Origin of the sequence: Enterococcus sp. DIV0436a (assembly GCF_051711605.1) — a bacterium.
GTDB classification, from domain to species: domain Bacteria; phylum Bacillota; class Bacilli; order Lactobacillales; family Enterococcaceae; genus Enterococcus_B; species Enterococcus_B faecium.
This window is the reverse complement of the sequence record NZ_JBIONA010000001.1, coordinates 2,270,631-2,288,215: the sequence shown is the minus strand read 5'-3', so window position 1 is coordinate 2,288,215 and position 17,585 is coordinate 2,270,631. Positions and strand designations below refer to the sequence as shown.

Here is a 17,585-nt window from a genome sequence, read left to right as displayed (position 1 = left end):
GACGATGACGAAAATTTTAGAAGTGAAAGACTTAGAAATCTCTTTTGATACGTATGCTGGAAAGGTACGAGCGATTCGCGGTGTCAATTTTCATTTGAATAAAGGAGAAACATTGGCGATCGTTGGGGAATCTGGAAGTGGAAAATCAGTGACGACCAGAAGCATCATGCGCTTGCTGTCAAGCAACGCCAATATAGATGCTGGTCAAATCCTCTTTAAAGGTAACGATATCGTTGGAAAATCAGAAAGAGAGATGCAAAAAATCCGTGGTAAAGAAATAGCGATGATTTTCCAAGATCCAATGACCTCTTTAGATCCGACGATGCCCATTGGGAAGCAAGTCGCTGAGTCCCTTAGAAAGCATAATAAAGTTTCAAAAAAAGAGGGACAAAAAGCTGCATTAGAATTGCTTAAATTAGTTGGAATACCCGAAGCTGAGAAACGTATCAACAGTTATCCGCATCAGTTCTCAGGAGGTCAGCGTCAACGGATCGTGATCGCGATTGCACTGGTATGTTATCCGGAAATCCTGATTGCTGATGAACCTACAACAGCGCTTGATGTGACTATTCAAGCACAGATTTTGGAGCTGCTGAAAGAAATTCAGACAAAAATCGATACATCAATTATCTTTATCACTCATGATCTTGGTGTAGTAGCGAATGTCGCTGATCGTGTCGCTGTCATGTATGGAGGAAGAATCGTTGAAGTTGGAACATCGGAAGAAATTTTCTACAACCCGCAACATCCCTATACTTGGGGACTGCTTGGTTCAATGCCGACATTAGATAGTGCGAACGATCGATTGTATGCTATTCCTGGTTCTCCACCGGATTTATTGAACCCGCCAAAAGGAGACGCATTCTATCCAAGAAATGAATTCGCGATGAAAATCGATGCAGAACAAGAACCACCATTTTTTGAACTATCAAAAACACACAAGGCAGCAACTTGGCTACTTGCTCCGCAGGCACCCAAAGTGACACCGCCAGAAGAAATCCAACGTCGCTGGGCTATCTATAAAGAGAAACAAAAACATACTTACGGTCAAGGAGGAATTGCTGATGCCAAATAAACTACTTGAAGTTAAAGGACTGAAACAGTATTTCAATGTAGGAAAAAAGAATGAAGTACATGCTGTAAATGACATCAGCTTTCACATCTATGAAGGAGAAACATTCGGTTTAGTTGGAGAATCTGGAAGCGGAAAATCCACTACTGGCCGTACAATCATTCGCTTGAATGAACCTACTGATGGTGAGATATTATTCGACGGTCAAGATATAACGAAGATCAAAGACAAAAAAGGATTGACGAAATTCCGACATGATGTTCAGATGATCTTTCAAGATCCATACGCTTCGTTGAATCCTCGTATGAAAGTCAGAGATATCATTGCCGAAGGAATTGATGTTAATGGACTAGCTAAATCATCTGAAGAGCGTGCAAAAAAAGTCGATGATCTATTGAGAACTGTTGGATTGAATCCAAGCCACGGTACTCGTTATCCTCATGAATTTTCAGGTGGGCAACGCCAGCGTATTGGTATTGCACGAGCATTGGCAGTAAAACCGCGTTTTATCATTTGTGATGAACCAATTTCTGCACTAGATGTGTCGATCCAAGCCCAAGTGGTCAATTTGTTGCAAGATCTCCAAAAAGAACATCAATTGACCTATCTATTTATTGCACATGATTTGTCGATGGTTAAACATATTAGTGACCGAATCGGTGTAATGCATAACGGTTTGTTATTAGAGATGGGAACAAGTGATGAAATCTATAATCACGGTGTTCATCCTTATACAGAAAGTTTGTTATCTGCTATTCCTCTACCAGATCCAGACCATGAGAGAAAACGCAGAAGAATCAAATATCAACCTGAACCAGATGACGGACAAGTACGTCATCTTCGTGAAATCGCACCAGAACATTTTGTCTATGCAACTGAGCAGGAAGTCCCATATTACGCAAAAAAACTAAAACGACAAAAGGAATCTCTTCTGGTTGCTAACTAGGAGGGACATAGATGCTAAAAGCTTTTAAATTCCGTATGTATCCGACAGAAGAACAAAAACAGCAATTGATTCGTACTTTTGGATGTGCTCGATTTACCTATAACCATTTGCTGAAAAAGCGGCAGAAAAGTTGGCAACAAACAGGAGTGGCCGATTTTTCGCTCACACCCGCTACATTAAAAAAAGAATACCCATTCTTAAAAGAAGTAGACAGTCTTGCTTTAGCAAATGCACAGCTTAATTTGGATCGGGCTTTTCGCAATTATTTCAAGGGACGTGCCAGCTTCCCAAAGCTTAAAACGAAAAAAAGTATGTGGCAATCTTATACGACCAACAACCAAACCCGTACGATCTATCTGGAAAATGGCTACTTAAAGTTACCAAAACAAAAAGAACTAATCAAGATAAATCAGCATCGGCCAGTTGAAGGATCGATTCGCTCCGCTACGATTTCTGCTCGATATAATGAAGAATTTTATGTCGCACTACTTTGTGATGTTTCGTCAGTAAAAAAAGAATCTTTAGCTAAATGGATCGGGATCGCCTATCATCCGAAGACATTGATCCAAACATCTCGACCTCTAGAAGTAACTTTACCAAAATTTCACCAAACAGAAGAAAAGCTGCAACATGCACAGCGGAAATTGAATGTGAAAGTCCGCTCCGCTCACCATAGAAAGATCAGGTTAGATCAGGCAAGCAATTATCAGAAACAAAAGAGAAAAGTAATGGATCTTTATCTGAAACAAAAGAACCAGCGAGAAGATTATCTTGAACAATTATCTGGGAAATTGGTCAAAGAATATGACTACTTATTTGTAGAATCTTTTCCAAAAGAAGAAGCACATGCTGATTTTTCTATTCATGACTGGCATAAATTAATAACAAAATTGCGTTATAAGTCCCAATGGTATAATAAAAAATTTCTTTTGATCAATACCGACGGAGCAGAAGAAAGCAATTCCGTAAGAAAGAGCCAGGTAGTAGAAGAAATGGGCAGACATTCGGTTATCAAGGGATAAAAAATGAATGAAACTGATAGGAGCGTTAGGGTTCGCCTTGTTAATAAAAAGTCTTAATGACTTTTGTTTCTAGGAATTTTTCTTTTGAAGAAAAGCTCACTAATTATGACAAACCAATAAAACAATAGCAGAAAAGTTCGTACGAGCTTTTTCTGCTATTGTTAATTTTTTATTCAGAAAGTTTACGAATACATCAAAATTCTGAAACAAAAAACGTAACTCACAAAGAGTTGTTTTTGCGTTCTTTCTTGAATGATTAGGTCTGAATCTTTTGCTCACAATCTTATTCATGGTGCCCCGGCTTGAGCTGATAGATTTTTGAAGGACGGCCGATTCCTACAGGACGTTCACCGATCTCATCGAAATATTGGAGCATAGCTTTCTTAAAATTGGAATGATCGATCGTTTTATAATCGATCCCTAAGAATTTAGCAAATACTTTTCGAGCTTCCGTAATCGTGAAATCTTTACCTAAAACTTGTAGAACTTGCGGCTCGTGTTCCATTTTATTGACTACACGGTTGAATGCTTTCAAGATGATTTGACTATGGTCAAAAGCCAAAGTATCTTTGCCAGAAGACTCTCCAGTGACTAAATCAAGCGAGATAGCCACTTCTCCGCTAGATAAATGGATCTTGTTACTATGACGTTCTAGTGTGAACCAGCGTACTTCCTTGGCATCATCTCCGGCGATTAGCGGTTCTTCTCCAATAAAGGCTAAGTAGCTGACTGTGACGACCCAGCCTCGCGGATCTCGATTAGGCGTACTGAATGTATGCAGTTGCTCAATATTTTCTTTTGAAATAACAACACCAGTTTCTTCTTTTGTTTCTCTTAAGACGCTTTCTCCAGTTGACTCATCCTTTTGGACAAAGCCACCAGGCAATGCCCATGAATTTCGATAAGGATGCCCTTTTCTTTGGATCAACAAAACTTTCAGCTGATCTTCTTCTTTGTTATAGCACATCAGTACGATATCGACAGTCAAAGAGGGCTTGTCATATTCTGGACGTTCCTGTTTTTGATACCAGTTAAGAAATTCTTCTTCACTTGCTTCATGTTCATAATATAATTTTTCTTCTTCTTTAGAAGCAAAACGGTTCATCTGACCACCTCCATTGACAGTAAAAGTACTTTTTACCTTATTGTAGCAGACTCTGAAAAAAAACCAAGGATTTACTTGAAAAATCTAGGTTATCATTTAAATATGAAAAATAAATGGAAGTATGAGATTGAATAAAAAGAAAAGCAGATAAAACGGCAATACTTTATACCGCTCTTCACGAATGGCAAAGAAGCCACAAATAACGATATATACGTCAATGATAAAACGCAAAATCCAAGCTGCTGTCATAAAACTGTTCAAATGCCCATGGAGGTTAAAATAACCATACATACGAATATAAAAATAGCTGAATATTAAATGTGCTAATGAAAGAAAAGCAATACTAAGTGTAAAAAAAAGATGTTTCTTCTGCATGATTGTTCCAGTCCCTTACTAAGATAGATAGTCTTTATTATACCACGTGTGAGGGGAGAAATAAAAAGCCGTTTTTTAGTAGATATGAAACAAAACAAAAACCCGCATTTATTCAACCTATTCATCCTTTTAAAGGATAGATTGAACGTAGATAGAAGTCGTTTATCCAGTCTTTTTCATTTTGAAAAAAAGCTAACAGCATGCTTTTTTTATGGTATACTAGCAAGGAAACGAATTCGCATCATGCGATAAAGGAGGAAGAGCCCCGTGGCAGAAAAGGAAACTTTTTATATCACTACGCCAATCTATTATCCAAGCGGCAAACTTCATATCGGCAACTCGTATACTACGATTGCATGTGACGCAATTGCTCGTTATAAACGGTTGATGGGCTTTGATGTGTTTTATCTCACTGGAGTGGATGAACATGGTCAAAAAATCGAAACAAAAGCAGAAGAACTAGGTGTAAAACCGCAAGAATATGTAGATAAAATGGCGGCTGATGTCAAGAAATTATGGAAAACGCTTGATATCAGTTATGATAAATTCATTCGAACGACAGATGATTACCATAAAGCAGCTGTTCAAAAAATATTTGATCGTTTATTAGAACAGGGAGATATTTACTTAGGTGAATATGAAGGCTGGTACTCTGTTTCTGACGAAGAATTCTTTACAGAAACACAACTTGCAGAAGTGTACAAAGATGACGAAGGTAATGTGATCGGTGGTAAAGCGCCAAGTGGACACGAAGTAGAATTGGTAAAAGAAGAATCATACTTCTTCCGCATGAGCAAATACGCAGACCGTCTGTTGGAATACTATGAAGAACATCCCGAATTCATCCAGCCAGAATCTCGTAAAAACGAAATGATCAACAACTTTATCAAACCAGGATTAGAAGATCTTGCAGTTTCAAGAACAACCTTTACTTGGGGGGTACCAGTCAAGAGTGATCCGAAACATGTGGTGTATGTATGGATCGATGCATTATCCAATTATATTACTGCACTAGGATATGGCTCCGAAGATGAAAGTCTATTCGAAAAATACTGGCCTGCAGATGTTCAGATGGTCGGTAAAGAAATCGTTCGCTTCCATACGATCTATTGGCCAATCATGTTGATGGCTCTTGATTTGCCTCTACCTAAAAAAGTATTTGGGCATGGCTGGCTATTGATGAAAGACGGAAAAATGTCTAAATCAAAAGGAAATGTCGTTTATCCTGAAATGCTTGTGGAACGTTATGGTTTAGATGCACTTCGTTATTATTTGCTTCGTGCTGTTCCGTTTGGGTCAGATGGTGTCTTTACGCCAGAAGATTTTGTTTCCCGTGTCAATTATGATCTGGCAAATGATCTAGGGAACTTATTGAATCGAACGATTGCTATGATCAACAAATATTGTGATGGACTCGTTCCTGACTATGCTTCACTTGTCACTCCATTTGACAGTGAACTGTCTACGACGGCTGCTAACGTTGTCGGACGTTACCATGATGCAATGGAAAAAATGGAATTCAATACAGCGTTGGCTGAAATCTGGGTGCTGATTTCTCGTGCAAATAAATACATTGATGAAACAGAACCATGGGTATTAGCAAAAGACGAAGAAAAGAAAGCTGAATTGAATAGTGTCATGATCCATTTAGCTGAATCTTTGCGTATCGCAGCGATATTACTTCAGCCAATCATGACAGAAACGCCAGAGAAGATCTTCAATCAACTAGGATTGGACTCTGAAACAATGAATCTTGAAGGATTACACTTTGGCGAATTTCCTTCAGGAACAAAAGTAGTTGCAAAAGGTACACCAATCTTCCCACGTTTAGATATGGAAGAAGAAGTTGCTTTTATTCAAGAAAAAATGTCTGAAGGTACTCAAACAAACGAAGATACAGTCAAATGGGATCCAGAAGAAACAGAACTTGTTTCAACGAAAGAAAAACAAATCAAATTTGATGTATTTGAAAAAGTAGAACTAAAAGTAGCAGAAGTCATCAACTGTCAAAAAGTAGAAGGGGCAGATAAGTTGCTGCAATTCCGACTAGATGCTGGAGACAGCCAAGACCGTCAAATCTTGTCAGGAATCGCTGAATTTTATCCTGATCCAAGCGAATTGATCGGGAAAAAAGTCGTCATTGTAGCAAATCTGAAACCACGAAAGATGCGTGGACAAATCAGTCAAGGAATGATCCTATCTGCAGAAGCACCAGATGGCTCTTTACAAGTGATCGAAGCACCAAAATCCATGCCAAATGGCTCAGAAATCGCATAGAAATTCAAAGGGGGTATGACACTAGTTGTGTCATACCCCCTTTTTCCGAAATTTGAGAAGCAATTTTCGTAAATTCCTTCTTATTACTTGAAGCCAATCATATAATACAGAAACAGAGAACTATCCAAAATAAATCCTAGAAAAAGAAGTACGAGCTTCGCTGATTTTTGTTAATTTAGAATAATACTAATAGGATAGGAATCGTAAAAACAGAAAAAAAGCATAATGATAAAGGGTCGGACAGATTTTAATTGATTCATCTGGTACTCTTTTTTATTGTCCTTACATTCATAAAGTTTGAATGCAATGACTTTATTACATCTATATTTATATCTAACAGTAGCGTTGATGTGTTAATTCTAAGTTCTATCACTTTATGTTCAATTAGTTTGTGTTCTTATATGTGTGATTGAAAATATAGATAAAAAAACAATCATCGGCTTTGACTTCGATGATTGTTTTCTTTATTTTGTAAAAATCCTATCACTTGATTTTATGGTAACCTTTTATTTTTGTCTTCAAACGGCTTGGTAAGAGAGCAGTAAGCAGTGCAAATGGGATCGAAAAGACATACCAGAAAATCGTACGTCCGATACCATAATGTTGATAGAGCTTTGTCAACATCACGTGTAACAAGATCAACCCTAAAAGCAAGGAGCCAGCTATAAACCAATGATTATCCCAATGCATGACTTCACTAAGTGCCATCACTCCAAAAGGATAGAAATAAAAATAGATCCCGACTAAGGTCATCCGCCAGTTCTTTGTAAATGTTCCGATATTCAATAAAAAGAAAATCGCTGAAAGCAAAATACCGATAGGCGGAAAAAGCCCAACCAAAAAGGAATACAACATCCCCCACAAGATCATCACAGGACCTTTGATCAATGCAACGATTGCGATGAACAAAGTTAGCAATATTAGTTTTTGTGATAACGTTGCAACAGTCATTAATCCAAATAAAATTAATGTGAACCAATGCCAACGGGACTGCTGTTGTTCTTTACGGGAAAAATCGACCCGGTTGGATAAATAATCTGCTAATTTCGGATAAGAACGCTTAAAATCCATAAACTGTTCCTCCTTCGTGGAAAAGGTAGGTTTAGTATACGAAAAATAAAAAAGAAATACATCCGTCTTAAGAGGGAGTTTTTCACTGAAAGTGGAGAAAAAAGAATGGTAAATTAAAATATTCTCAGTTATACTGAAAATTATACCAAATTTCAAAGAAGAAAGAGGATGGGAATGAAAGGCAAACTAAAACGAGAAATCAATCTGTTTGGCGCATTAGCTACCGTTATGGGAACCGTGATCGGTGCAGGCGTCTTCTTCAAAACTGCTGCTGTTACTGCTAGTACTCAGTCTACAAGTTTGACATTGCTAGCTTGGCTTTTGGGTGGTTTCTTAACGATCTGTGCTGGATTGACAGTGGCTGAATTAGCTACAGCAATCCCGGAAACTGGTGGAGCTGTAAAATATATTGAAGCTGCGTATGGAAAATTGCCCAGCTTTTTATTAGGATGGGCGCAAAGCTTGATTTACTTTCCTGCTAATATTGCTGCATTATCGATTATCTTTGCGACACAATTGACGAACTTATTACAATTATCTACCGATTATCTTTTGTTGATTGCAGTGATCACCGCTGTTTCTGTGACAGGGTTGAATTTGTTAGGGACAAAAGTCGGTGCTTCTGTACAATCAGTGACGTTGATTGTTAAATTAATACCAATTGCTGTGATTGTCATATGGGGATTATTGACCCCAGGACAAGGAACTGTCCAGTTATTTCCAATCGAAGCTGGAAAAGATGTTACTTTTGTCGAAGGATTGAGCAGTGCGTTGTTAGCAACGTTGTTTGCTTATGACGGCTGGTTAGGTGTCGGTGCAATGGCAGGGGAAATGAAACGGCCGGAAAAAGATTTGCCTAAAGCAATTATTCTTGGTTTGAGTTTTGTAACAGTCGTTTATCTATTGATCAATTTTGTTTTTTTGAAAACTTTGCCGATTGATCATCTTGCCGGTAATTTGAATGCAGCTTCTGAAGCATCAGACGTCATTTTTGGGGGAATCGGTGGAAAGCTGGTCACTATTGGGATCTTGATCTCGGTATACGGTGCATTGAACGGTTATACACTAACTGGGATCCGTGTGCCTTATGCGATGGCTTTAGAAGACGAGCTACCTTTCAGTAAACAGCTGACAAAGCTTTCAAAGAAGTTTACGGTTCCTTATGTTCCTGCGATTTTCCAGTTAGCAGTAGCTTGTATTATGATGAGCCTTGGTTCTTTCGACTTTTTAACAGATATGTTGATTTTTGTGATGTGGCTATTCAGTTTACTGATTTTTATCGGTGTCTTTATTTTAAGAAAAAAAGCGCCGGAATTGCCACGTCCATATAAAGTACCACTTTATCCAATCGTTCCGATTATTGCGATTCTCGGCGCTATTTTCATTTTAGGTATGACGATGATGACGCAAACGAAATTAGCATTGATCGGTATAGGTGTTACCTTGATAGGTATCCCAGTCTATTATCAAAAAAAGAAAAAACGCTCAGAAGAGTAAAATATTTCAACAACAGACAGAAAAAGTACGAACTAGGTCCTCTAGATCTTCGTGCTTTTTCTATTTCAATAAAACAAGTTCTTCTATTTTGATTTTTGCTACTTCTGCAAGTAGTGCTTATGTGCTAAAGTAAGAATGAAAAGGAGAGATAAACATGATATTTGATTCTCATACCCATTTAAATGCTGAACAGTTCAATGAAGATATTCCAGAAACGATTCAGCGAGCACAAGAAATGGGGGTAACGAAAATGGCGGTCGTGGGCTTCGATACGCCAACGATTGAAAAGTCTTTGCAATTAAGCCATGACTATCCAAATATATACAGTATTATCGGCTGGCATCCGACAGAGGCTGGCAGTTATACGAAAGAAATCGAAAATAAATTACAAGAACAATTGACTTTACCAAAGGTTGTAGCATTAGGGGAAATTGGCTTGGATTATCATTGGATGGAAGACCCGAAAGAAGTCCAAGATAAAGTATTTCGCAGACAGATTGCTATCGCAAAAGAAATGAACCTACCAATCAGTATTCATACTAGAGAAGCACTTGAAGACACGTATCAAATCCTAAAAGAAGAAGATGTTCGAGATATCGGTGGAATCATGCATAGTTTCAGTGGTGATTATGAATGGGCAAAACGATTTCTTGACTTAGGGATGCATATTTCATTTAGCGGTGTCGTCACTTTCAAAAAAGCATTAGACGTCCAAGAGGCTGCAGCAAATGTACCAATCGAACGATTACTTGTGGAAACAGATGCCCCTTATCTGGCACCAGTTCCTTTTAGAGGAAAGCGGAATGAACCAGGCTATACTCGTTATACAGTAGAAAAGATTGCTGAACTTCGGAATCTTCCGACAGAAGAAGTGGCTGCCCAAACATGGACAAATACGCACCGATTATTTGGTCTAAGCGAACATGGATAAGATGAAGATCCAAGAGATTATAGTCGTTGAAGGAAAAGACGATACAAGAAGGCTGCGGGAAGTAGTTGATGCAGATACGATAGAAACAATAGGGTCTGCAATCAATGAAGAGATTCTGATGCAAATTGAACATGCCCAAGAGACTCGTGGAGTGATCGTTTTTACCGATCCTGATTTTTCGGGAGAAAAAATAAGAAAAATCATTATGGAAGCTGTTCCTCAGGCAAAACATGCTTTTTTGCCGCGCACACAAGCTAAACCAAAGAAAAAGGGAAGCCTTGGTGTCGAGCATGCAAGTGATGCTGCTATTTTAGAAGCATTGAAAAAGGTCGTGACGCCAGACATTTCCCAAACGGCTGTTTCTGAAATCACTAGACAAGACCTTTTAGACTATGGTTTAATAGCTGGGGCACAAGCAAAAGAAAAACGAGAAAAACTAGGTGACGAGTTGCGCATCGGTTACACGAACGGCAAACAATTGGAAAAACGTTTGAAGATGTTTCGTATTACGCCGAAAGAACTCGCCCAAGCAATGAAAATAGTGGAGGAACAACATGAGTGAATATCGTGAAATTGCGACACCCTCTAGAACAAAAGAGATTTTATTGAAACATGGTTTTTCATTTAAAAAAAGTTTAGGACAAAATTTTCTGACTGAACCAAATATTTTAAGGAAAATCGTAGAAACTGCGCAAATAGATGAACATACGAACGTGATCGAAGTTGGACCAGGAATCGGTGCATTGACGGAACAATTAGCCAAGCATGCAAAACAAGTCGTAGCATTTGAGATCGATGATCGTTTGATCCCTGTATTGGCTGATACGATGCAACCCTATGACAATGTGACTATTGTACATCAAGATATTTTAAAGACCGATTTGTCAACAGCTGTTAGAGAAACATTTCATGAGGAGCTTCCGTTAAAAGTCGTAGCGAATTTACCTTACTATATTACGACACCGATCATGATGCATTTTCTTGAATCAGATTTGGTTGTGGATGAACTAGTCGTCATGATGCAAAAAGAAGTAGCTGATCGTATCTCTGCTGAACCAGGAACGAAAGCTTATGGTTCATTATCGATTGCTGTTCAATATTATATGGAAGCCAGTTTAGCATTCATCGTACCAAAAACAGTATTTGTCCCTCAGCCAAATGTAGATTCAGCGATTTTGAAACTGACAAGAAGAGATATACCGGCAGTCGAAGTGACAGACGAAAAAGCATTTTTCCGATTGACAAAAGCGGCATTTCAGCAAAGAAGAAAAACGCTTTGGAATAACTTGCAGCATTCGTATGGCAAAGATGACCAGACAAAAGCATGGTTAGCAAAAAGCTTGGAAACAGCTGGAATCGATCCAAAACGTCGTGGGGAGACTTTGTCATTACAAGAATTCGCCGCATTAAGCAATGCGATGTCAGAAAATATGCAGTAAAAAAAGAGGTTGTGACAGAAGTTGTGAAAAAGCTGTCCTGCATCAAGTAATAAGAACAACCAAACAAAAATAGTTCCTCATGTTTTTCGTTTGTTTGGGCTTATTACCGCAGATGCAAGCTTTTGAACACCGTTTAGTGGAAGGTTGTGAAAAAGCTGTCCTGCATCAAGTAATAAGAACAGCCAAACAAAAATAGTTCCTCATGTTTTTCGTTTGTTTGGGCTTATTACCGCAGATGCAAGCTTTTGAACACCGTTTACCAAGAGGTTGTGAAATCAGCGCTTTGACCTGAGTATTAGAGAAACAAACGGCAAAATAGTTCCTCATATTTTGCCGTTTTTTGAGCTAATACCGAGGTTCAACTGATTGAACACCGTTTAAGAAAGAGGTTGTGGGCCTGCCGTTTAACTCTAAGTCACAAGGAACAATTTCAAAAAACAGCTTCTCATGTTTTTGAGTTAGTTGGTCTTATTACTTGATACAAGCTTTTGACCACTATTATGCCGAACAAGGAGATGTGACACAAATTTTGTCACATCTCCTATTTTTGTTTCTTAATCAAAAAATTCTTATACTTGATACTCACACTCATTTTGTATGGATTTAGAAAAGAATATGTGTCTTGACAGTTATTAGTAAGTGAGTTATACTAAGTCGACATTTATGTGTCAAGACATATTAGGAGAGAGAAAAAATGAGAAAAAATTCAGTTCGAAAACTAACGATTTCTGCTTTATTGATTGGGATGGGGGTCATTATCCCAATGGTCATGCCTAAAATCATGATTCCACCAGCTTCCTTTACTTTGGCGTCTCATGTGCCATTATTTATTGCGATGTTTTTTACACCAGGAGTTGCAGTGGCTGTTGCGCTAGGTACGACATTTGGTTTCTTTTTAACAACGCCGGTTATCATCGCATTGCGAGCATTGTCACATCTTGTGTTTGCGTTGATTGGGGCTTGGTACTTGCAAAAGCATCCGAGTATCGTTTTAAAAAATGGACAGTTTACTTTTGCTAATTGGCGTTTCCAAGGGTTCAATTTTGTGATCGGTGTGATTCATTCTTTAGCAGAAATGCTAGTAGTCAGCATCTTTTACTTTATTGGTAATATGCCTGAAACATATTATTCTCAAGGATATTTTTATACAGTATTCATCTTGATGGGGATTGGTGGGCTCATCCACAGTTTAGTTGATTATAATATTGCTTATTTTATAGCAGGAACACTCAGCAAATATTTTGATATCCCCGTATTCACGGCAGCAAAAAAAGAAAATCGGAAAGAGTCGATTCAAGGGTACGCGAAGAAAACGACATATTAGACATGATCTCTCAAAAAAAAACTCTCATCTAGTAATGGATAATAAATCCTCTAAGATGAGAGTTTTTTGTCCTAAAAAGAGCTGCACCAACATCTTCTGGCACAGCTCTAACAGGGGGCAATTTATGGAAGTTTGATGACTTGTTCTGTTTCTTTATCAAAGAAGTGGCCCTTGCTGATGTTGAAGGCAAGGTCGACTATTTCGCCTGGTTTATGGAAATCTCTTGCATCTACTTTTGAGATGAACTCAGTAGAACCAGTTTTTGTGTAAAGCATCGTTTCAGCTCCAAGTAATTCGGAAACGACAACTTCTGATTTGACTACGGCTTCAGGTGAAGCTTCAAGGGCTACTTGTTCACTGTGGATGTCTTCTGGACGAATACCGAAGATAACTTCTTTTCCTTCATAACCTTTTTCAACTAATACTTTGTTTTTCCCTTCAGGAATACGAAGCTTAAGCCCATGTCCATCTGTGATAACACCATTTTTCAATGTCACATTAAAGAAATTCATGGCAGGAGATCCAATAAAGCCGGCAACGAACATATTGACGGGTGTATCATAAACTTCTTTCGGTGTACCGATTTGTTGGATAAATCCGTCTTTCATGATAACGATTCGGTCAGCCATAGTCATTGCTTCTGTCTGATCGTGAGTAACATAGATGGTCGTTGTTTCAAGACGCTGGTGAAGTTTGGCAATCTCAGCACGCATGGCTACACGTAATTTAGCATCTAAATTTGATAATGGCTCATCCATTAAGAAGACTTTTGCATCCCGAACGATTGCCCGTCCCAATGCCACACGTTGGCGTTGTCCACCAGATAAAGCAGCTGGTTTTCGTTTCAAGTATTCTGTCAGACCTAAGATCTCTGCTGCATTGTCCACACGTTTTTTGATGTCTGCTTTATCATATTTACGTAATTTCAAGCCAAAAGCCATATTATCAAAAACAGTCATATGAGGATACAATGCGTAGTTTTGGAAAACCATGGCAATATCACGGTCTTTAGGTGCCACGTCATTCATGATTTTTCCGCCGATATTTAGTTCTCCTTCAGAGATATCTTCCAGTCCCGCGATCATTCGCAAAGTAGTTGACTTTCCACAACCGGAAGGACCAACAAAAACGATAAATTCACGGTCTTTGATTGATAGATTAAAATCAGTTACAGAATAATTTTCTGCATTGTCATATTTTTTATATACGTTTTTCAGAGCCATTTCTACCATAATACGTTCCACACTTTCTTTTTTAGTTTTATTAACTATTTAAAGTATAAATGAAAGCGTTAACTAACTTCAATGTCATGTTGAACAAGAATTTTTTCTTTTTTTTGTCAATGTGCTAGTTTTAAGCTTTAATAAATATCCATAAGAAATAAAAACTGATACACTGGAGTAAATAAGTATGTTAACAATATCAAAAGGAGTGTCTCTTATGAAAATCGCTTTGATCGCTCATGACCGAAAAAAACCTATGATGGTGAAATTAGCAACAGCGTATAAAACAATATTGGAAAAACATGAACTTTTTGCTACCGGGACGACTGGGCAGAGGATCACGGAAGCAACCGGCTTGCCGATCCATCGGTTTAAATCCGGACCGTTAGGCGGGGATCAGCAAATTGGAGCCATGATTTCGGAGGATCAGTTAGATTTGGTGATTTTTCTTCGAGACCCGCTGGCTGCACAGCCCCATGAACCAGATGTAACAGCACTTATCCGTTTATCTGATGTCTATGAGATTCCGTTAGCTACGAATATCGGAACAGCTGAGGTGCTACTAAGAGGACTGGAAGCCGGCTTCCTAGATTTTCGAAGAATCGTCCATGAAATAGACAAGCGTCCACTTTCATTTTGATGGATAAGGGTATGGAAAAATAACGTTTAATGTTCGCCTATATGTAGCTATAAAAGCTAAACAAACTGATAATATGCGATATAATACGAACGTATTGGATAATATAAACAATAATATTAGTTTTTCGTATTTGCAGTAAATGTGAAAATATGCTATAGTTTCTGTGGGAAAAGATCCCAAAAATAATACAGAGTAGAAAATAAAGCGTTAAGTGCTAAGAGGATGGGATGTTGCCTCTTGGACGAAGGACGTAATGTTCGCGGTTTTATTTTCGCATTCGCTGCATGATACGATGTAGCAGCTCTTAAAGGAGATGCTAAAAATGAAGAAACACCGGTTAGACGCACGTATGATTGCTATTATGGGCTTATTGATTGCATTGATGGTCACTTTGTCCCGACTGGTAGCAATCGAGACCCCATTTATTAAAATCAGTGTCACATTTATTCCACAAGTGATCATGGGCATTCTTTTTGGTCCTTTTTGGTCAGGGATAGGCGCAGTTTTAGCTGATTTAGTAGGAATGGCCCTCTTCTCGAAATCTGCATTCTTTATTGGATTTACATTGAATGCATTTATTGAAGGAGCAATCTACGGATTCTTTTTCTATCGAAAAGAGATCACTTGGAAAAATGCCATTCTGGCTACGCTTAGTGTCACGCTGATCATCAACTTATTTTTGACACCATTATGGCTTGCGTTGATGTACCATGTGCCATTGTTCAGCTGGGTCGTTTGGGCGCCCCGCCTGTTAAAAACAGTAATATGGTTACCGATTCAATCAATTGCCATTTATTACGTAGGACGTAGTATTCCTTACAAAAAAATTTTAAGAAGTTTAGCGATCCACGCTAAATAAAAAACAAGCAGTCTTCCCATCCCAGAAGACTGCTTGTTTTTATTGTGCTGTGAATTGTGCTTGATAGAGCCGTCGGTAATAACCATCTTTTTGAAGCAGCTCATCATGGGTGCCCATTTCGACAATGGCTCCCTGATCCATCACTAATATCTGGTCCGCATTTTTGATTGTGGACAGGCGATGGGCAATCACAAAACTGGTTTTTCCTTCCATCATTGCTAAGAAGGCTTGTTGGATTTTTTTCTCTGTCAATGTATCGACTGAGCTAGTAGCTTCATCTAAGATCAACATAGGGGGATTACTGATCATCGTTCGAGCAATCGTCAACAGTTGGCGTTGTCCATCTGATATCTTTAACCCTTGACCGCCAATCTTAGTATCTAATTTTTCCGGCAAACGTTCTATAAATTCATACATGTAAGAGGCTTTTAGGGCATCATTGATTTCTGCGTCACTTGCTTCCGGATTCCCAAAACGAAGATTTTCTCGCAATGTACTGTCAAATAGCCAAGTATCTTGTAACACCATTCCAAAACTTTTACGTAATGTATCACGTTGGATAGAGCGGATGTCATGGTCATCGACTGTAATTGTTCCTTTTGTTGTGTCATAAAAACGCATCAGCAAATTAACAAGTGTGGATTTTCCGGCCCCTGTTTTTCCTACTATAGCAATGGTTTGACCTGGATAAGCAGTAAAATTGAAATCTTCGATCAAACGCTGTTGGGGGTCATAAGAAAAAGAAACATGATCAAAAGAGACTTTTCCTTTGATATTTTTGGGTTCCAAGGCATAGGCATCTGGCAAATCAGGCTTTTCTTCTGGCTGATCGATCAAATCAAATGCTCGTTCTAGACCAGAAAAAGCGGTTTGCAGTTGTGTCGTGATTCCAGAAAGTTCGATAAATGGTTTAGAAAACTGACTTGAGTAGATCGTAAAGCTGGAAATCACACCAACAGTGATTGACGAACCACTCTTCAATGCCAATAGGCCGCCAACTAAACCAATCGATAAATAAGCAAGGTGATCTACAAAACGAGAAGACGGGTTTGTCAAGGAAGAAGAAAATTGTGCCCGTTGTCCTTTTTCATATAGATCAGCATTTAGCAGTTCAAATTGCTGTTGACTAGCTTCTTCTTGCTGAAAAGCTTTCACGATTTTCTGGTTACCGATTCGTTCGGTCACAAAGCCCGAGATATCCCCAATAATCCTTTGCTGTCTATCGAAATTTGTTTGTGAAGCACGAGCAACGATCCAACTCACAAGGAAAATAATTGGTGTGGAACAAAGAACGACCAATGTCAGAAGTGGACTTAGACGCATCATAAAAATAAACGAAAGAATGATGATTGCCACTCCAGAAAATAATTGATTGAAGGCCGCAGAAATTGCAATGGAAATATTGTCCATATCATTTGTAAATCGACTGACGATATTTCCGTGGGAGTTTTGATCATAATAACGAAGTGGCAATCGATTCAGATGAGCAAATGCATCTTTTCTTAATTTTGCAACGGATAAGTAAGCTAACCGATTGCTTAACACTTGGATGAGCCATTGACTGACTACGTTGATTAAAACGATACCACCGAATAGAATAAGTAAATGGAACAGTCGATTGAAGCGGACCTGTCCTTCTCCAATCATTTGATCGATACTTTGACCAATTTGTAACGTCATCACAACTGTTGCAATCCCATTGATGATTCCTAGTATCACAGCTAGCCAAATGTCTTTTGCATAGGCAGTAAGGTAAGGAATGAATCGGCGGAGCGTCTGCAAGGATAATTTTTTTACTTTCATA

16 protein-coding genes and 1 riboswitch are annotated in these 17,585 nt (G+C 38.5%); of the genes, 11 read left to right on the top strand and 5 right to left on the bottom strand.

What is annotated here, in order from left to right; genetic code table 11:
• The first annotated feature begins 4 nt into the window (after positions 1 to 4).
• The 3 genes from IGL15_RS11300 to IGL15_RS11290 are packed head-to-tail and all read left to right on the top strand — an operon-like array spanning position 5 to position 3,040.
• The gene (locus IGL15_RS11300; protein ID WP_002327647.1) at positions 5 to 1,075 is read left to right on the top strand and encodes an ABC transporter ATP-binding protein; all 1,071 of its coding nucleotides are present in this window, start codon (positions 5 to 7) and stop codon (positions 1,073 to 1,075) included.
• Positions 1,065 to 2,018, top strand: coding sequence for an ABC transporter ATP-binding protein (locus IGL15_RS11295; protein WP_086325024.1), 954 nt, complete (start codon positions 1,065 to 1,067; stop codon positions 2,016 to 2,018). Before IGL15_RS11300 ends, IGL15_RS11295 begins: the two co-directional genes overlap by 11 nt.
• A gap of 11 nt (positions 2,019 to 2,029) precedes the next feature.
• Positions 2,030 to 3,040 (top strand): RNA-guided endonuclease TnpB family protein, encoded by a 1,011-nt coding sequence (locus tag IGL15_RS11290; protein ID WP_104765263.1) that lies wholly within the window; start codon positions 2,030 to 2,032, stop codon positions 3,038 to 3,040.
• Between the two features lie 283 nt (positions 3,041 to 3,323).
• Here IGL15_RS11290 and IGL15_RS11285 read toward each other — a convergent pair whose 3' ends face one another.
• Entirely contained in the window at positions 3,324 to 4,145 is an 822-nt protein-coding gene (locus IGL15_RS11285; RefSeq protein WP_002293995.1) for an NUDIX domain-containing protein, read from the bottom strand.
• Between the two features lie 96 nt (positions 4,146 to 4,241).
• Positions 4,242 to 4,520 carry a hypothetical protein gene (locus IGL15_RS11280; RefSeq protein WP_002289337.1) on the bottom strand — a complete coding sequence of 93 codons (279 nt, stop codon included), beginning with the start codon at positions 4,518 to 4,520 and terminating at the stop codon, positions 4,242 to 4,244.
• Between the two features lie 267 nt (positions 4,521 to 4,787).
• Between IGL15_RS11280 and metG the strand changes: the two genes are divergently transcribed.
• Entirely contained in the window at positions 4,788 to 6,797 is a 2,010-nt protein-coding gene (gene metG, locus IGL15_RS11275; protein WP_002289325.1) for a methionine--tRNA ligase, read from the top strand.
• A gap of 483 nt (positions 6,798 to 7,280) precedes the next feature.
• Here metG and IGL15_RS11270 read toward each other — a convergent pair whose 3' ends face one another.
• A complete protein-coding gene (locus IGL15_RS11270) occupies positions 7,281 to 7,868 on the bottom strand; it encodes a hypothetical protein (RefSeq protein ID WP_002325419.1) in 588 nt (195 codons plus the stop codon).
• A 174-nt stretch (positions 7,869 to 8,042) separates the two neighbouring features.
• Here IGL15_RS11270 and IGL15_RS11265 point away from each other — a divergent pair, with 174 nt between their 5' ends.
• From IGL15_RS11265 to IGL15_RS11245, 5 genes are all read left to right on the top strand, one after another.
• Positions 8,043 to 9,365 (top strand): APC family permease, encoded by a 1,323-nt coding sequence (locus IGL15_RS11265; protein WP_002319648.1) that lies wholly within the window; start codon positions 8,043 to 8,045, stop codon positions 9,363 to 9,365.
• Between the two features lie 154 nt (positions 9,366 to 9,519).
• Positions 9,520 to 10,296 (top strand): TatD family hydrolase, encoded by a 777-nt coding sequence (locus tag IGL15_RS11260; protein ID WP_002324188.1) that lies wholly within the window; start codon positions 9,520 to 9,522, stop codon positions 10,294 to 10,296.
• A complete protein-coding gene (gene rnmV / locus IGL15_RS11255; protein WP_002305490.1) occupies positions 10,289 to 10,858 on the top strand; it encodes a ribonuclease M5 in 570 nt (189 codons plus the stop codon). Before IGL15_RS11260 ends, rnmV begins: the two co-directional genes overlap by 8 nt.
• Positions 10,851 to 11,735, top strand: coding sequence for a 16S rRNA (adenine(1518)-N(6)/adenine(1519)-N(6))-dimethyltransferase RsmA (gene rsmA / locus IGL15_RS11250; protein ID WP_002294004.1), 885 nt, complete (start codon positions 10,851 to 10,853; stop codon positions 11,733 to 11,735). Before rnmV ends, rsmA begins: the two co-directional genes overlap by 8 nt.
• A 694-nt stretch (positions 11,736 to 12,429) precedes the next feature.
• Positions 12,430 to 13,059, top strand: a complete 630-nt coding sequence (locus tag IGL15_RS11245) for a hypothetical protein (protein ID WP_002294011.1) — start codon at positions 12,430 to 12,432, stop codon at positions 13,057 to 13,059.
• Positions 13,060 to 13,181: 122 nt separating this feature from the next.
• On the opposite strand, the gene IGL15_RS11240 is transcribed toward IGL15_RS11245, so the two are convergent.
• Positions 13,182 to 14,291: an ABC transporter ATP-binding protein gene (locus IGL15_RS11240; protein ID WP_104765552.1), complete on the bottom strand. Its 1,110-nt coding sequence runs from the start codon at positions 14,289 to 14,291 to the stop codon at positions 13,182 to 13,184.
• Positions 14,292 to 14,499: 208 nt separating this feature from the next.
• Here IGL15_RS11240 and mgsA point away from each other — a divergent pair, with 208 nt between their 5' ends.
• A complete protein-coding gene (gene mgsA, locus IGL15_RS11235) occupies positions 14,500 to 14,922 on the top strand; it encodes a methylglyoxal synthase (protein ID WP_002291069.1) in 423 nt (140 codons plus the stop codon).
• Between the two features lie 186 nt (positions 14,923 to 15,108).
• A riboswitch (THF riboswitch) is annotated at positions 15,109 to 15,207 on the top strand.
• Between the two features lie 37 nt (positions 15,208 to 15,244).
• On the top strand, positions 15,245 to 15,781 hold the full coding sequence (locus tag IGL15_RS11230) for a folate family ECF transporter S component (RefSeq protein WP_002289509.1): 537 nt from the start codon (positions 15,245 to 15,247) through the stop codon (positions 15,779 to 15,781).
• Positions 15,782 to 15,820: 39 nt separating this feature from the next.
• On the opposite strand, the gene IGL15_RS11225 is transcribed toward IGL15_RS11230, so the two are convergent.
• Positions 15,821 to 17,584: an ABC transporter ATP-binding protein gene (locus tag IGL15_RS11225; protein ID WP_104765553.1), complete on the bottom strand. Its 1,764-nt coding sequence runs from the start codon at positions 17,582 to 17,584 to the stop codon at positions 15,821 to 15,823.
• Position 17,585: the final 1 nt, after the last annotated feature.

What these genes read in the sequence shown, in the direction of transcription:
- IGL15_RS11280 (WP_002289337.1), bottom strand. Translation starts at nt 4,520, where the DNA reads ATGCAGAAGAAACATCTTTTTTTTACACTTAGTATTGCTTTTCTTTCA.
- rnmV (WP_002305490.1), top strand. Translation starts at nt 10,289, where the DNA reads ATGGATAAGATGAAGATCCAAGAGATTATAGTCGTTGAAGGAAAAGAC.
- mgsA (WP_002291069.1), top strand. Translation starts at nt 14,500, where the DNA reads ATGAAAATCGCTTTGATCGCTCATGACCGAAAAAAACCTATGATGGTG.
- IGL15_RS11225 (WP_104765553.1), bottom strand. Translation starts at nt 17,584, where the DNA reads ATGAAAGTAAAAAAATTATCCTTGCAGACGCTCCGCCGATTCATTCCT.
- IGL15_RS11270 (WP_002325419.1), bottom strand. Translation starts at nt 7,868, where the DNA reads ATGGATTTTAAGCGTTCTTATCCGAAATTAGCAGATTATTTATCCAAC.
- IGL15_RS11295 (WP_086325024.1), top strand. Translation starts at nt 1,065, where the DNA reads ATGCCAAATAAACTACTTGAAGTTAAAGGACTGAAACAGTATTTCAAT.
- rsmA (WP_002294004.1), top strand. Translation starts at nt 10,851, where the DNA reads ATGAGTGAATATCGTGAAATTGCGACACCCTCTAGAACAAAAGAGATT.
- IGL15_RS11265 (WP_002319648.1), top strand. Translation starts at nt 8,043, where the DNA reads ATGAAAGGCAAACTAAAACGAGAAATCAATCTGTTTGGCGCATTAGCT.
- IGL15_RS11285 (WP_002293995.1), bottom strand. Translation starts at nt 4,145, where the DNA reads ATGAACCGTTTTGCTTCTAAAGAAGAAGAAAAATTATATTATGAACAT.
- IGL15_RS11290 (WP_104765263.1), top strand. Translation starts at nt 2,030, where the DNA reads ATGCTAAAAGCTTTTAAATTCCGTATGTATCCGACAGAAGAACAAAAA.
- IGL15_RS11240 (WP_104765552.1), bottom strand. Translation starts at nt 14,291, where the DNA reads ATGGTAGAAATGGCTCTGAAAAACGTATATAAAAAATATGACAATGCA.
- IGL15_RS11260 (WP_002324188.1), top strand. Translation starts at nt 9,520, where the DNA reads ATGATATTTGATTCTCATACCCATTTAAATGCTGAACAGTTCAATGAA.
- IGL15_RS11300 (WP_002327647.1), top strand. Translation starts at nt 5, where the DNA reads ATGACGAAAATTTTAGAAGTGAAAGACTTAGAAATCTCTTTTGATACG.
- IGL15_RS11230 (WP_002289509.1), top strand. Translation starts at nt 15,245, where the DNA reads ATGAAGAAACACCGGTTAGACGCACGTATGATTGCTATTATGGGCTTA.
- IGL15_RS11245 (WP_002294011.1), top strand. Translation starts at nt 12,430, where the DNA reads ATGAGAAAAAATTCAGTTCGAAAACTAACGATTTCTGCTTTATTGATT.